This window comes from Rhodobacterales bacterium HKCCA1288, assembly GCA_015693905.1.
In the GTDB taxonomy this organism is placed as follows: Bacteria; Pseudomonadota; Alphaproteobacteria; order Rhodobacterales; family Rhodobacteraceae; genus M30B80.
This window is the reverse complement of the sequence record CP065161.1, coordinates 214587-229628: the sequence shown is the minus strand read 5'-3', so window position 1 is coordinate 229628 and position 15042 is coordinate 214587. Positions and strand designations below refer to the sequence as shown.

Here is a 15042-nt window from a genome sequence, read left to right as displayed (position 1 = left end):
CTTATCCTTTCACCGCGCCAAGGCTGAGACCCTCAACGAGATAGCGCTGCGCATAAAGCGCGAGGGCAAATGTAGGTGCGATTGACAGCACAATCCCCGCCGCGATTTGGCCATATTGAATGCCCGATGCCGTGATAAAGGCCAAGGCCCCCACCGTGACGGGCTGCTTATCAGCTGAGGCCAAAACCAAGGCGAAAATGAAATTGTTCCACGCAAAGATAAAGGCCAACAGACCTGCCGCCGCGATACCTGGGCCCGCCAAAGGCAGCGCGATTTTGCGGAAGGTCGCCCAGAAATCATGCCCCGCGATGCGATAAGCATATTCGACATCGGCGGGGATATCCTCGAAATAGCCACGCACGATCCATAGGATCAGCGGCAGCACAATCAATTGATACACCCAGATCAACCCGCCATAGGTATTGGCCAGACCCAATTGTTGGAAATAGATGGTCAAGGGCAGCAACACCAACAAAGGCGGCGCGAAGCGGAAGGAGAGCAGCGTAAAGGCGATGTCCTCAGAGCCGCGGAATTTCAGCCGCGCAAAGGCATAGGCCGCAGGCACGCCCAACAACAAACCAATCGCAACAGATGTGGTCGACAGGAAGAAGGAGTTAAACAGGTTCCCCATGAACCGAATTTCCAATGTGCCTGTCTGTGTCTCAAGCTGCCCCGTGATGAGCGCGCGGTAATTCTGAAAAGTCGGCTCAAACACCATCGAAGGTGGGACGCGCAAAATCGTTTCGTTTGTCTGGAGACTCATCAAGAAAATCCAGAAAATCGGAAACATAAAGAAAAGGATCACTGCGGTGATGGCGATGCCGCGCAGGATGCGTTCAATCAAACTTGTGCTTTCCATGGATGCCCCCTCCGCGCGTCAGGCTTCGCCGCGCTGCTTTTCACGCAGGCGCAACCAGTTTTTGATAAAGATGTTCGACAGCACATAGGTGATCGCCCAAAGGATCATCAAAAGCGCTGCAGACCGCCCCACATTGGTGGATTGGAAGAAATTCAAATAAGCCTCGACCTGAAACACGGTCAGCGTATTACCAGGCCCGCCTTGGGTCATGGCGTAGATAATGTCGAATTGCTGAATGCTTTCGATCACGCGAAACAGGGTCGCGGTCAAAAGGAATGGCGTCAGCATCGGTAGGGTGATGCGCCAGAACACGAAGAGGCGCGGCACACCATCAAGGGCTGCGGCCTCGAAGGGCTGCTGCGGCAGCGAGCGCAAACCCGCCAAAAGCAAGATCATGATAAAGGGCGTGTAGACCCAGATATCGACAATCACCACGGTCAGCATGGCGGTCTGCGGGTCAGAGGCCCATCTGAAATCTTCCAGCCCGATCAAACTTGCCAGATAGCTTAAGATCCCGAAGCCCGGATTGGTCATCAGCTTCCACATCAGGGCAGCCAATGCAGGGGCCGTCATCAGCGGCATCAGCAACATAATCGAGACAAAATTGTTGAACATGCTGCGCTTTTGCAAAAGCAGCGCAATCCCAAGCCCCAAGAGCAGCTGCGCTGTGACTGCGAAAAACGCATAGGTCAAGGACACCTGCAAGGTATTCCAAAACGCATCATCGGTCATGAAATTCAGGTAATTCTCACCCCAATTGAACCCGCGGTTCCAAGGTTGAGACAAACGATACCGCTGGAGCGAATACCAAACGGCCGTAAAGAATGGGATCAAAATGCCGATACAGGTTAAAAGCGCGGGCAAGCTCAGCAGATAAGGCAAAAACTTGCGGCTGACTTTGAACCTGCGCCGCGGTGGCGCGTTAAAGCTGGTGTCAGACATTTCAGTCCCTCTTATGGCGTCCCCAAGGTGCAAACCTCATGGGGCGTCACTGAATTAGAAAATAAATTGTGAAAATGGATGAGGTCGGGGATGCAAGCGCACCCCCGACCTCTGCGTGATCTCTTAGCGCAGACCAGCCTCAGAAAGCTGGCTGTTTACCGATTCAGCCAACATATCGAGACCTTCATCCACAGGCACCTCGCCTGCCACCATGCGCTGCAACATCGCCGCCCATTCTGTGGTCAGATCGAAGAACAAGGGCTGTGCGGTGAATTTGATCGATGCACCAGGCGCCGAGACATCATGCATTTCCACATAGCCAGAATAGGATGCAGACAACTTGTTGCGGAACATTTCATCCGCCCAAACGCTGCTGCGGGCTGGGTTCACGAGGTCCATATCCTGCGCACCGAACAGCTGATGCTCAGGGCCGGTGACCCACTGAAGGAAATACCATGTCGCGTCTTTCTTGGTCGAGAAGGACGACATCGCCATTGCCCAAATCCAGATATTTGGTGTGGGGGCAGCGGCCGCAGGGTTGGCTTTGAATGCGGAGAAGGCAAGGTTACCCGCTTCGGCATTATCGCCACCATTCATGAAGTAGCCCAAGATATCCGCGTCAAACATCATCGCAGACTTACCTGCGCCGACATCTGTGCCGACCTGATACCATGTATGGGTTGACCAGTCAGGCGCCCCTGAATTCTGGATCATTTCCACCCACTTGCTGTGGAAGTTGCGCGACACATCTGTGTTCATTGCCGCAGACAAGGTGCCATCGCCACCAACAGTCAGGTCAGACTGGCCAAAGTTTGCATAGCCCGACAAGAAGCCTGGGTGGATCGTTGCCCAAGACCGCGAACCACGCACACCGATGCCGTAGCCATCACCCATCGCGGCCTTTGCGGCAGCAGCGGTATCAACAAGGCTGTCGAGATCGGTTGGAACGCTGAGGCCGTTCGCGTCAAAAACGCGCTTGTTATAGGTCAGGTTGTTCTGCTCATAGGCCAATGGGATACACCACTGCATCGCATCGTCAGAGCCCAATGCACCACCTGGGCGACCATTCCACGCACAAGATTTGCGCACGCCTTCCAAAACATCTTCCCAGTTGTAATCTGGGTTGGTTTTGGAGGGATCCATGATGTATTCGTTCAGATCGTCAATCCAGCCTGCAGGGCCATATGTCCAAGTCATATATGCGCCGCTCATGAAGGCATCATATTCGCTGGAGCCCGAGGACAGCGCCGCGGTCACTTTGTCGAAATAGACGTCTTCGGGGAACACATCATATTCAACATTCATCCCAGTGAGGGATTTGAAGTTTTCAATATTGGCGATCATCGCATCGGTATAGGGGTGCTGATTGAGCAGCAATTTGATGGTCGTGCCTTCATGCGCACGCCAGTTGAACCCGTTTTGCGCCAATGCGCGTGTCGCTGCGGCATTCACCAAAGTGGATGCAAGAGCAGTGCTCACGCCCAAAGCCGACATTCCCTTGATCAGATCGCGGCGGCCGATTTTTTTAGCAACAAAATCCTCGGCAAGCTGCTTTTCCTTATCGTACATAGGGTATCCTCCCGTTATATCCCGATACCAATCAGGATTTTTGGACCACAAGCGCCATTGCTGTGCGCTCATCAGTGATGAGGCCGCTGAGACAGCCGCTCATCAAAACAGATCGGATTGCGCCGATCTTTTCCTTGCCACCAGCGATGGCGACAATCCGCGTGCGGCGAGGCTCCTCCAGCCCGACCGACAGCGTTCTTGCGGTCAGCGTTGTTTCCAACGGCTGCCCCTTCTCGTCAAAAAAGTGACCCAAGATTTCGGCCACCCCCCCTTGAGAAATGACTTCCTGGATTTCATCGAGCTGGATCATGCCCGATGAAACCAGGGAGGCGTCAGGTTCGGTTGTGCCGACCCCGACAAGTTTCAATTCTGCCCCTGCGGCCAGCTCAAACACGTTAGAAACACCGCGCTGACTGAGCAGCACTTCGCGATCCTCAACAGTGTTGGCGAAAAACGGCACGGGCATCACATAGGCGGTTGCGCCTGTTTTTTCGGCCAAGCGGGTCATAACGTCATGGGGCGTGGCCGAATAATTGCGCGTAAGCCCCCCCAGAAGAGACACGAACTGCACCCCTTTGGCATCGAGACGCGGCATCTCTGCCACCGAAGCGGCCAAGGTGCGCCCATGCCCAACCCCGATGCAACTGTGGCCGCCATGTTCGATTTCGCGGCGCAGAAAGCTTGCCCCCGCGATCGACAAGGCCCGAATGGGAAAGCCTTCTTCGCCGATATCGGGGGCAATTTCGCAAAAATCCAAATTGAAGCGCGCTTTTAGCTCGCTCTCCAAGCGCACACATTCCGAGATATCGCCATCAATCGACACTTTGACAGCACCCTCTTGCACCGCGCGTGAGATCAAGCGGTGCGCCTTTACCGATGGCACGCCAAGCTGCTTGGCCACAGCCGCCTGCGTCAAACCGCCTGCGTAATGCAGCCACGCAGCCCGAATGGCGAGACTGGCCTCATAATCCATGAGCATCCCCAAAGATCATCCTTGGCTTCGGCATAACCCGTGATCCCCCCTCGCGCGGCAATACATCGCCGCAATGAAAAATATTACACTTGCTGTAATTTCTTGCATTCGGGCAAAATTACGTCAACAGGGATTACACGCCGCATTGCAGAAAACATGCGAGCGGCCTCAACTTTACGTTGATTTCATGAGATAATTTCTTGAAAAAATCTTTGGAACTTTGGCGGAAACCGAGGCCATTGTTGCAATTGCAACGGGTAATTTGGGGCTTGGGTTATAAGGCTTCGCGCAGAATTTCGGTCAAATCAGACGCGGTCAAATCGACTGGATTCGCCTTCATCGAAGACGAGCTTGCCGCCGCTTGTGCAATCTGGTCGATCTTGTCGGCAGGCAGACCCGCTTGCCCCAATCGCGGCAGGTTTTGCCCCTCGATAAATCGCGCCAAGGCCTCAAAGGCCATCTCGGCGCTGACGCCAAAGGCATCGCCCATCCAAGCGCGCAGATCAGAAAAGCGTCCACGCAATGCGGGGCTTTCGGCGCGGGCCTCATTGGCCAAAAGAACAGGCACCAATAAACGGGCGCAAATCAGGCCATGTTGCGCCAGATAGCCGCCTGCAGGCCCCGCCAAGCCATGCACCGCCCCCAAACCCGCATTGGCCAAGGCAAGACCGCCAATCACCGATGCCAAGGCCATATCATCGCGCGCCATCGGATCATCGCCGCCCCGATCAAAGGCATCAGATAGGCGGCGCAGCCCCGACACGGCCCGCGGAATGGCATCCCTGCACAGCGCATCGGTGAACGGGTTGGCGCGGGTGCACAGATAAGGCTCGATCACTTGGGTCAGGGCATCAAGCCCGCTCATCATGGTTTGCGCGCGCCCCGTCCCGTCACATAAACTTGGGTCAATAATGGCCAAATCTGGCAACATTCGCGCATCACGCAAAGATACTTTGCGTTGATGTTCGGGCACAGAAATCACCGCGTTTTTGGTGACCTCGGCCCCTGTGCCCGCTGTGGTGGGAATGGCCACAAAAGGCAAAGGCGCGGCATCCAGTGCGCGCCCCTCACCGACAACCTCAAGATAACGAAGCGCGGGATGCGGTGCGGGGATCAAGGCGGCGATGGCCTTGCCTGCATCAATGACGGCCCCCCCGCCAATCGCCACAACGCAGGCAACCCCTGCCCCGCGCGCACGCATGACGGCACCCTCAATGGTTTTCAAATCGGGTTCAGCCGCAATCGCCACCTGCAGCACGGGCGCAAGAGCATCAACCAAAGCACGCGTTCCTGCGTGACGCAGACCAGAGCCACCCGTGATCACCATCACGGGCACCCCCAAAGTCATAATCTGCGGCGCAAGCCCCGCCCCGACCTTTCCGCGACCAAATTGAATTTGACCTGCGGTGAGAAACTCAAAGCTCAGGGCCTGCGCCATCAGGATCAAACCTCGATACTTGCGACCATGCGCAAGGCTTGCGCTGCTTCTGCGCCTTTCTTCACGAAATGATCATGATAGAAATCGTGATGCACCGCATGCTCGTGGAAATGATGCGGGGTCAGCGATACGGAATAGGTGGGAATGCCTGTGTCCAACTGTGCTTGCATCAGACCATCAACCACAGCAGCGGCCACAAAATCATGGCGGTAAATGCCTCCATCCACCACCAATGCGGCGCAGACAATCGCATCAACCTTACCAGACGCGCCCAGTTTCTTTGCCAATAGCGGCATTTCAAACGCGCCGGGCACATCATAGGTCATCAGGTTATACGCCTGACCTGATGCTTTCATATCCGCTTCAAAGCCAACCAAGGCTTGGTTGACAATGTCGCTGTGCCAATTTGCTTTGATAAAAGCGATATTCAGTGTTTTCGTCATTTGGGTCATCCTTTCTAAAGACCAAGGTGCCCAAGGCGATCGTGAACGCGCGTCCGAACCTGCACAAGGGACACGCCCCCGCGCAACCGCGAAACACGGCTCATTCTCTTTCATCCGGACTATAACCGTCGGCTTTGGAATTTCACCAAATCTGCTGACCCTTGGTCGTGAAACCAAGGCGCTCGCGGGCTGTCACCGCCGGTGGGGAATTTCACCCCGCCCCGAGAATGTCAGTAGAAGTAATCAACCAAAGGCTGCAGTGCAAGACGCGAATGCGCCGCATCGCTGCGTGCTTGCGTCTCAGGCGTCAATCTTCGGCCTGTGCATCGGCACGGCTTTTGCCAGAGACATCCAGCGCCAAAACCGAGGCCATCAGCCCATCAATTTCGCCATCCAAAACACCTTGGGTGTCAGAGGTCTCAAACCCTGTGCGCAGGTCTTTAACCATTTGATAGGGCTGCAAAACATAAGAGCGAATTTGATTGCCCCAACCCGCCTCACCTTTGGCTTCGTGGGCTGCGTTGATCTCGGCATTGCGGCGGTCGAGCTCCATCTGATAAAGGCGCGATTTCAGTGCCTTCATCGCGATATCGCGGTTTTGGTGCTGCGATTTTTCCGAACTCGTGACCACGATCCCCGTGGGAATATGGGTGATACGCACGGCTGAGTCGGTGGTGTTGACGTGCTGCCCCCCCGCCCCTGACGAGCGATAGGTGTCGATGCGGATCTCATTTGGGGCCACTTCGATTTCGATATTATCATCAACCACAGGATAGACCCAAACCGAAGAAAAGGACGTATGCCGCCGCGCGGAACTGTCATAAGGCGAGATGCGCACCAAACGATGCACGCCCGATTCCGATTTCAACCAGCCATAGGCATTATGCCCCGAGATTTTGTAAACGGCGGATTTGATCCCCGTTTCTTCCCCGTAAGAGACAGATTGAAGGTCAACCTCATATCCCTGTTTTTCGGCCCAACGCACATACATGCGTGCCAACATGGAGGCCCAATCACAGCTTTCTGTGCCGCCTGCGCCCGCATTGATCTCAAGGAAGCTGTCATTGGCGTCCGCCTCGCCGTTCAATAGGGCCTCAAGCTCTTTTGCGGCGGCGGTCTCGACCAAGGCAGACAGGGCGGCTTCCGCCTCTGTCACGATGGCGCTGTCACCTTCTTCCTCGCCCAATTCGATGAGTCCAATATTATCGTCCAGTCCCGATTTGATCGCATCATAGGTGCCGATTTTATCAAGCAAAACCTGACGATCGCGCATCAGCTTTTGCGCCTTTTCGGGATCGTTCCACAGGTCTGGATCCTCGACACGGGCGTTGAACTCCTCCAAGCGGTGCTTGGCGGTGGTCAAATCCATTCGCTGCCCGAGCAAATCAAGCGAACGGCGAATTTTGTCGATATTGGATTGGGTTTCGGCCCGCATCGGATACCTGCTCCAATTGCATCAAGAAATCATCTGGTCGCGGTGATCTAGACCAGCGGCGGCGTGGCTGCAATCCCCGATGGGGTTTAATAGAGCCCGCCTGAGCTGATCGTGCCAAAGCCCGTATCGGTGGGAACCCGCACTGTTTCGCCTGACGAGGTGCGCACATCTGCGCCCTCTTCCTGCAATGCGCCATCAACCTCACCCGGCCCAAAGACGGGCAAATCCGAGGCCATAGCAAACCCACCATCCACAATGGCCGAACGCGCACCAACAGGGGGCACTTCGGCGGCGCGGAAATATTCATAAACCACGTTTTCGCCGCTTTCCCCATCGGCCAGACGTTCGCCAGAGAAGCGATCAATTGGCACGAACACACCGCCCTCGGGCACGCGGAACGGGCCGCCGCCATATTCAGCCACGGCCTCTTGCATAAATTCTTGGAACACGGGCGCACAAGTGCCACCGCCCGAGGCGCGGCCAAGCGACCGCGGTTGGTCATAGCCGATATAGCAGCCCGCCACGATATTGGAGGTAAAGCCAATAAACCAAACATCGCGGGCGTCATTGGTTGTGCCCGTCTTCCCTGCGGCAGGCACGGGCAGGTTCACCGCGCGCGCCGCCGTTCCGCGCTCGACAACCCCCTCAAGCATCGAGGTGAGTTGAAAGGCGGTAATTGGATCCATAACACGGGCGCGGTTGGATACGATCCGCGGTCCCAAGCCTGCGGGCAATGTGTCGCTCAAACAATCTTCGCAAATACGCTGATCATGGCGATACACAGTTTGGCCAAACCGATCTTGGACACGGTCAACAAGGGTAGGCTCCACCCGCTCACCGCCATTGGCAAACATCGCATAGGCCGCGACCATTTTGTAAAGCGTGCTTTCTTGCGCGCCCAAGGAATTGGCCAAAAATGGTTGCATCTCATCATAAACGCCAAAGCGTTCGGCATAGCGCGCAACGGTCTCCATCCCCACATCTTGGGCCAAGCGGATGGTCATCAAGTTGCGCGATTGTTCAATCCCTGTGCGGATGGGCGCAGGGCCATAAAACCGATCCGAAGCATTGGTTGGACGCCAAAGACCCTCGGGCGTTTCCACCTGAATGGGCGCATCGATCACAATGGTGTTGGGGCTATAGCCACTGTCCAACGCCGCCGCATACACAAATGGCTTAAAGCTTGAGCCGGGCTGCCGCGTGGCTTGGGTGGCGCGATTAAACACCGAATATTGATAGGAAAAGCCGCCTTGCATCGCCAAAACGCGGCCCGTGTTCACATCCATCGCCATAAAGGCGCCTTGCACCTCGGGGATTTGGCGCAAGGAATAATGCCCTGCCCCTGTGTCATCCTCCACAGGCAGAACATGGATCACATCCCCGCGTGCAAGCAGGTCATCGGCAGAATTGGCCGCGCTGCCTGTTGTGCCATCTTCACGCAAAGGGCGCGCCCAAGTGACATCATCGGCCAAGATGCGGCCCGTTTCGCCATCCTCAAAGGCAATCAGGGCATCACCGCCCTCGAACCCCGTCACAGCAGCCACACGCCACTGATCCACATCGCGCGGGATGTCCGCAGCTGAGAGTGCCTCGGCCAAACTGGCCGCATCCTCAAGGGCCGCTACATCCAGTTGCGCCAAGGCCCCCCGCCAAACTCCGCGCCCGCGATCATAGGTTTCAAGCGCGCTGCGCAACGCGCGCTGTGCCACGATTTGAAGATTTTCATCCATCGTTGCGCGCACGGCATACCCGCCTGTGAAGAATTCTTCTTCGCCAAACTGGGTCGACAATTGACGGCGAATTTCATCCGTAAAATAGCCCCGTGGCGGCAGGCTAGAGCGGAAAGGCGCGATATCCCCCCGCTGCACCGTCTCAAGTTCAGAGGCTTGGCTATCTTCCATCACCTCGCGCGTGATATAGCCATTCTCGAACATCTCGCGCAGCACATAATTGCGCCGCTCAACCGCATCATCGTAATCACGCACAGGATGCAGACGCGCAGGCCGTTGCGGCAGAGCGGCCAAATAGGCAGCTTGCGCAGGGGTCAAATCGGACAGCGCCGTGTTGAAATAGGTCTGCGCAGCGGCGGCAACACCATAGGAATTCTGACCAAGGAAAATCTCGTTGAGATACAGCTCAAGGATACGTTCCTTGCTCATGGATCGCTCAATGCGTGCGGCCAAAATGATTTCCTGCACCTTGCGCTCAATCGTGCGGCTGCCATCGAGAAGGAAATTCTTCATCACCTGCTGCGTGATGGTGGAGGCGCCGCGCACATCCTGACCGCGCGAACGCACCGCATCCACAAGGGCCGATGCAATCGCGCGCGGATCATAGCCCGCATGCTGATAGAAATTGCGATCTTCGGCGCTGATAAAGGCATGAGCCACCAGATCAGGGATTTCTTCGGCTGGCACGAAAACACGGCGCTCTTGCGCGAATTCGTCAATGATACGGCCTTCGCGCGAATAGATGCGGCTAATTGTGGCAGGGGTATATTGCGACAGCGTTTCGTAATTGGGCAAATCGCGCGCAAAAACCCAAATCACGCCGCCAACAATAATGGCACCAAACACAACCGCCATGATCGCCGAGGCAAAGAGCCCGCCGAAAATACCCATCACAAAACGGATGATCTGGCCCATGCGTGTCACTTCCCCAAAAAGCCTTACCCCAAGCGCGAGTCCGCTTATAGGGCGCAGCCGCGCGCGCGTCAAAAGCTTAAACCTTCACTTCATGGTGAGATCACACAAGATTATCGCCGCATCAGGCTGCGGCGCAGATTGTCTTCGGCCAACCATGCCTCGATGGCCCGCGCAATCCCGCCTTGCGCCCGCGACCGCCAAACAGGGTCAAGGATATTTTCCAAATCCCCACCTTCGGACATAAATCCGATTTCCAAGAGGACAGAAGGGTAATCAGGCGCGCGCAGCACTGTAAAATTTGCCTCAAGACGCGGGCGGCTGTGCAATTCAACCCCTGCCCCCTCAAGGCCCGTCACCAAGGCATCGGCCAAGGCATCACTGCGCGGATCGGTTTCAAGGCGCGCCAAATCCATGAGCAAATCTGCGACAACATCATCGGATTGGCCCAAATCCACGCCCGCCAATAGATCGGCGCGGTCATGCTGCGCAGCAAGCGCCGCTGAGGCCGCATCAGAGCCTGTCTCGGACAAGGTATAAACTGTCGCCCCAGACGCCATGCCATCGCCTGCGGCCAAGGCATCGGCATGAATTGAAATGAAAAGATCAGCCCCCGCCATGCGCGCGCGCGACATCCGATAGGGCAAGGGGATAAATTCATCCCGCTCGCGCGTCATGAACACATCCACCAGTCCATCACGCAACAGCATCTCGCGCAACTCTAACGCGAAGAGCAAAACCAAATCCGCTTCGCTATAGCCATCGCGCTCTGCGCCTGGATCAATACCGCCATGGCCCGGATCAAGGGCAATCAAGGGCCGTGTGCGCAGTGGCGGCGCGGGTTCTGCAATCACCGCTTGAGGTGGCTCATCTGCGCTTGCGGGGGTGAGATGGGTTGCAAATTCTTGCGCCGTTGCGGGGCGCAGCCGCAAGGTGAGACGCACCGCGTCAGAATGCCTTGTATCCATCACCGCGCGCTCAATCACCATGGGCGCGGTCAAATGCAGACTCAACCGCCCCCAACCTGCACGCGGTGCGGGGCCAAGCGTGACCGCCTGTGCGCGATCCGCTCGATCAAACCCATTGGGCAGATTTTGCACCTCTACCCCCGCCAAATCAACAATCAACCGCATCGGATTGTCGCGCAGACGCAGCCCATAGGCGGTGGCACGATTAAGGCGAAGCTGCACCTCAATCCCTTGGCCTCGATCCGTGACATAGCTTTCGCCTAGATCAAGGCGCACGGGTGTTTCGGCCCAAACCATGGGGCCAATCCACAAAAACAGTATCGCAAAAATACTGCGAAACACGACCTGCGGCATGGGGTTATCTTTCTGCTCTTATCCGCGTCAGAAAGATACAAAATTTAGATTGAGATTTACAATCTATTTTGCGTGCGCAGCCATAAAGGCCGTGATGCGTGCAACCCCTTCTTCGATATCGGCCGTGCTGCGGGCATAGGAGAACCGCAAGGCGCGCGTGCCCTCTTCGGGATCAAAATCAAGGCCCGGGGTGACGGCAACCCCTGCCTCCTCCAACATTGCGCGCGCCATATCCTGCGCAGGCCAATCAAAGGCGCTGATATCGGCATAGACATAGAACGCACCATCTGCAGGCGCGAGGTGCTCAAATCCCGCCGCGCGCAGCCCTTGCAACAAGATCATGCGGTTTTTGGCATAGATCGCGCGGTTCTCATCCAGTTCCGCACGCCCTTCAGGCGACAAGGCCCCTAAGGCCGCGATTTGTGCCGCATGTGGCGCGCAAATAAACATATTTTGCGCCAAACGCTCGACCACGCGCAGGTGATCTTCGGGCACGACCATCCACCCCAATCGCCATCCTGTCATCGAGAAATACTTGGAAAAGGAGTTGATAATATAGGCCTGATCGGTCACCTCAAGCGCGCTGACGGCGCGCGCCCCGTAATGCAGCCCGTGATAGATTTCATCACTGATCAAGGCCACATCCCGCGCGGCGCAGGCAGCTGCCAGTTCCGCAAGTGCGGGCTTTTGGATCATCGTGCCTGTCGGGTTTGCAGGGCTTGCCAAGATCAGACCTGCGAGATCTTCGGTGATCTGGTCAGGGCGCGGCTGAAACCCACTGCTGGCATCGGTGCGCAATCCCGCAACGTCCAAACTCATTGCCTTAAGGATTTGCCGATAAGACGGATAACAGGGAAGCCCCATACCAACCTTTTGGCCCGCATCAAAAAGCGCGGAAAATGCCAATAAAAACCCGCCCGATGCCCCCGCGGTGATCACCACGCGCGCAGGATCAAGGTCGATATCATACCATTCGCCATAAAGGGCTGCGATCCCCGCGCGCAGATCAGGACGCCCGAGCGCCACAGTATAGCCTAGCGTGTCTTCTTCCATTGCGCGCGCGAGCCTCTCGCGCGCGGCGCGTGGCGCGCCTGTGCCGGGTTGGCCGACCTCCATATGGATGATGTGGCGCCCCTCCTCCTCAAGACGGCGGGCGGCCTCCATGACGTCCATCACAATAAAGGGATCCACCTGACCACGGCTTGAATAACGCATTGCTTCCTCACTAGACTGGATGCATCGGTTTGAAACAGCCCTGCCCGAAAAGGTCAATCACAGATGCGATCCTTTCTTTTTGCCGTGATCTTGGGCCTGTGCCTTGGCCTTGCGCCCAAAGGGGCCTTGGCGCAATCCATAATCCGCGATGCCGAGATTGAGGCAGGTTTACGCAACCTGCTTATGCCCATTCTCGAGGCGGCAGGATTGGGGCAATCTATCCGCGTGATTTTGCTCAATGATCCGCAGATGAACGCCTTTGTGCGCGATGCACGCACGATTTTTATCACTTCGGGGCTGATGATGGCCTTGGACGAGCCTGCCGAATTGCAGGCCGTCTTGGCCCATGAGGCCGCGCATATTGCCAACGGGCATTTGGCCCGCCGCCCCGAGAATGCCGACACGATGAGCGGTGCATCGCGGCTGGGTTTGGTGGCAGGTCTGCTCGCCGCAGGCGTCACGGGGGATGCGGGTGCAGGCGCGGGCGTTGCGGCAGGTATGGCCTCAAGCGCGCAGCGCGTCTTTTTCTCACATACCCGCGCCGAAGAGGCGAGCGCGGATGCCGCCGCCCTGAGATATCTCGAGCGCGCAGGCGTTGACCCCACCGCAATGGCGCGCGTCCTAGATCGCTTTGCAGGGCAAGAGTTACTCTCAACTGACCGCCAAGACCCCTATGTGCGCACCCACCCGCTGACCCGTGATCGTCTGCGATTGGTTGCAAATTTTGACGGCGGCACAGCCCCAACCCCTGACAGCGAGGCGCAATATTGGTTTGATCGCAGCAAGGGGAAATTAGCAGCCTTTCTGAACCCACCCTCTTGGACATTTGCGCAGGTGGGAAATGACCCCTCAGAGATCGCAACAATGCGCCGCGCAGTGGCCTATCACCGCAATTCCGAAGGCGATGCCGCCTTGCGTGAGTTAGAGCGGTTGATCCTAAACCACCCCGCAGACCCCTATTACCAAGAGCTATATGCACAGGTTCTATTTGAAAACCGCCGGTATGACGCGGCGATTGTGGCCTATGAACGGGCCATCCAGATGTCCCCTGATGCAGGTCTGATTTTAGCGGGATATGGTCGTGCCCTTCTTGCGCCCGACAGCCCCGCGCGCAATGCCGAGGCCTTGGAGGTGCTAGAGGCCGCCTTTGCCCGCGAACGGCGCAACGCGCGGCTTATGCGAGATTTGGCTATGGCCTATGCGCGCGATGGCCAAGATGGTATGGCCGCATGGGCCACCGCAGAACGCGCGGCCTTGGAGGGAGATTTTGAAACCGCCGCCCTTCACGCCCGCCGCGCCACAGGCCTCTTGCCCCAAGGATCAAGCGGGTGGCTTCGGGCGCAAGATGTGTTACGTCTGGCTGAAACGAAAAACGACTGACAGGATGCGCGATGACCCCTTCCCCGAAAAGCCTGATCTTGGCGCTTGGCCTAACACTTGGCGCCCTCAATCCCGCTGCCGCATTTGACATCGATGCCATGAGCGAGACAGAACGCGCAGCGTTTCGTGCGGAAATCCGCGCCTATCTGCTGGATAATCCCGAAGTGCTGATGGAGGCCTTCGACATTCTAGACGAGCGTCAAGCCGCGGCAGAGGCGCAGGCTGAATCCCAGATTATCGCGGCCAATTCTGACGCGATTTTCGCCTCACCCTATGATTATGTCGGCGGCAACCCCGAGGGTGATGTGACCCTAGTCGAGTTTCTTGATTATCGCTGTGGCTATTGTAAACGTGCCTTCCCCGATATCGAAGCCATGCTCGAGGCAGATGGGAACATCCGCTTTATCGTCAAAGAGTTTCCGATTTTGGGTGATGCCTCGCTCTTGGCCTCACGCTATGCGATTGCGGCCAAAATCGCATTGGGGGATGAGGCCTATCGCGCGCTTCATGATGCGATGATGGTGATGCGGGCCGAGGTCAGCGAAGGGTCATTGCAGGCCACCGCCGAAGGGCTGGGTCTTGATCACGCGGCCATCGTGGCCGAAATCAACAACCCGCAAATCGATGCAACAATCAGCCTCAATTACGAATTGGCCCGTGCGCTGAATATTTCAGGCACGCCCACATTTGTGCTGGAAACGGGGCTCTTGCGCGGGGCCTTGCCGCGCGACCAGATTGAGGCGGCTATTGCAGCTGAACGCAGCGCAAACTGAACAAACGCTTAGCGTGAAAATGAAAAACGGGCAGGGTTTCCCCTGCCCGTT

General features: G+C 56.8%; 12 protein-coding genes and 1 riboswitch. Of the genes, 2 read left to right on the top strand and 10 right to left on the bottom strand.

Features of this window, described 5'->3' with window-relative positions:
- Position 1: 1 nt before the first annotated feature.
- The 10 genes from I3V23_01120 to I3V23_01075 all read right to left on the bottom strand — a co-directional run bounded on the left by I3V23_01120 (position 2) and on the right by I3V23_01075 (position 12838).
- Entirely contained in the window at positions 2-859 is an 858-nt protein-coding gene (locus I3V23_01120; GenBank protein QPI85646.1) for a carbohydrate ABC transporter permease, read from the bottom strand.
- Positions 860-877: 18 nt separating this feature from the next.
- Positions 878-1801: a sugar ABC transporter permease gene (locus I3V23_01115; GenBank protein QPI85645.1), complete on the bottom strand. Its 924-nt coding sequence runs from the start codon at positions 1799-1801 to the stop codon at positions 878-880.
- 123 nt (positions 1802-1924) lie between these two features.
- Positions 1925-3370: an extracellular solute-binding protein gene (locus I3V23_01110; protein QPI85644.1), complete on the bottom strand. Its 1446-nt coding sequence runs from the start codon at positions 3368-3370 to the stop codon at positions 1925-1927.
- Positions 3371-3401: 31 nt separating this feature from the next.
- The gene (locus tag I3V23_01105) at positions 3402-4349 is read right to left on the bottom strand and encodes a sugar-binding transcriptional regulator (protein QPI85643.1); all 948 of its coding nucleotides are present in this window, start codon (positions 4347-4349) and stop codon (positions 3402-3404) included.
- A gap of 268 nt (positions 4350-4617) precedes the next feature.
- On the bottom strand, positions 4618-5781 hold the full coding sequence (locus I3V23_01100) for an iron-containing alcohol dehydrogenase (protein QPI85642.1): 1164 nt from the start codon (positions 5779-5781) through the stop codon (positions 4618-4620).
- A 5-nt stretch (positions 5782-5786) separates the two neighbouring features.
- Entirely contained in the window at positions 5787-6224 is a 438-nt protein-coding gene (locus tag I3V23_01095; GenBank protein ID QPI85641.1) for a 6,7-dimethyl-8-ribityllumazine synthase, read from the bottom strand.
- 98 nt (positions 6225-6322) lie between these two features.
- Positions 6323-6457: riboswitch (FMN riboswitch) on the bottom strand.
- Between the two features lie 74 nt (positions 6458-6531).
- Positions 6532-7659 carry a peptide chain release factor 2 gene (gene prfB / locus I3V23_01090; GenBank protein ID QPI85640.1) on the bottom strand — a complete coding sequence of 376 codons (1128 nt, stop codon included), beginning with the start codon at positions 7657-7659 and terminating at the stop codon, positions 6532-6534.
- An 86-nt stretch (positions 7660-7745) separates the two neighbouring features.
- The gene (locus tag I3V23_01085) at positions 7746-10295 is read right to left on the bottom strand and encodes a PBP1A family penicillin-binding protein (GenBank protein QPI86620.1); all 2550 of its coding nucleotides are present in this window, start codon (positions 10293-10295) and stop codon (positions 7746-7748) included.
- A gap of 119 nt (positions 10296-10414) precedes the next feature.
- Positions 10415-11623 carry an N-acetylmuramoyl-L-alanine amidase gene (locus I3V23_01080; GenBank protein QPI85639.1) on the bottom strand — a complete coding sequence of 403 codons (1209 nt, stop codon included), beginning with the start codon at positions 11621-11623 and terminating at the stop codon, positions 10415-10417.
- Positions 11624-11686: 63 nt separating this feature from the next.
- A complete protein-coding gene (locus I3V23_01075) occupies positions 11687-12838 on the bottom strand; it encodes an aminotransferase class I/II-fold pyridoxal phosphate-dependent enzyme (protein QPI85638.1) in 1152 nt (383 codons plus the stop codon).
- A 63-nt stretch (positions 12839-12901) separates the two neighbouring features.
- Here I3V23_01075 and I3V23_01070 point away from each other — a divergent pair, with 63 nt between their 5' ends.
- On the top strand, positions 12902-14218 hold the full coding sequence (locus tag I3V23_01070; protein QPI85637.1) for a M48 family metalloprotease: 1317 nt from the start codon (positions 12902-12904) through the stop codon (positions 14216-14218).
- 11 nt (positions 14219-14229) lie between these two features.
- Entirely contained in the window at positions 14230-14991 is a 762-nt protein-coding gene (locus I3V23_01065; GenBank protein QPI85636.1) for a DsbA family protein, read from the top strand.
- Positions 14992-15042 lie beyond the last annotated feature (51 nt).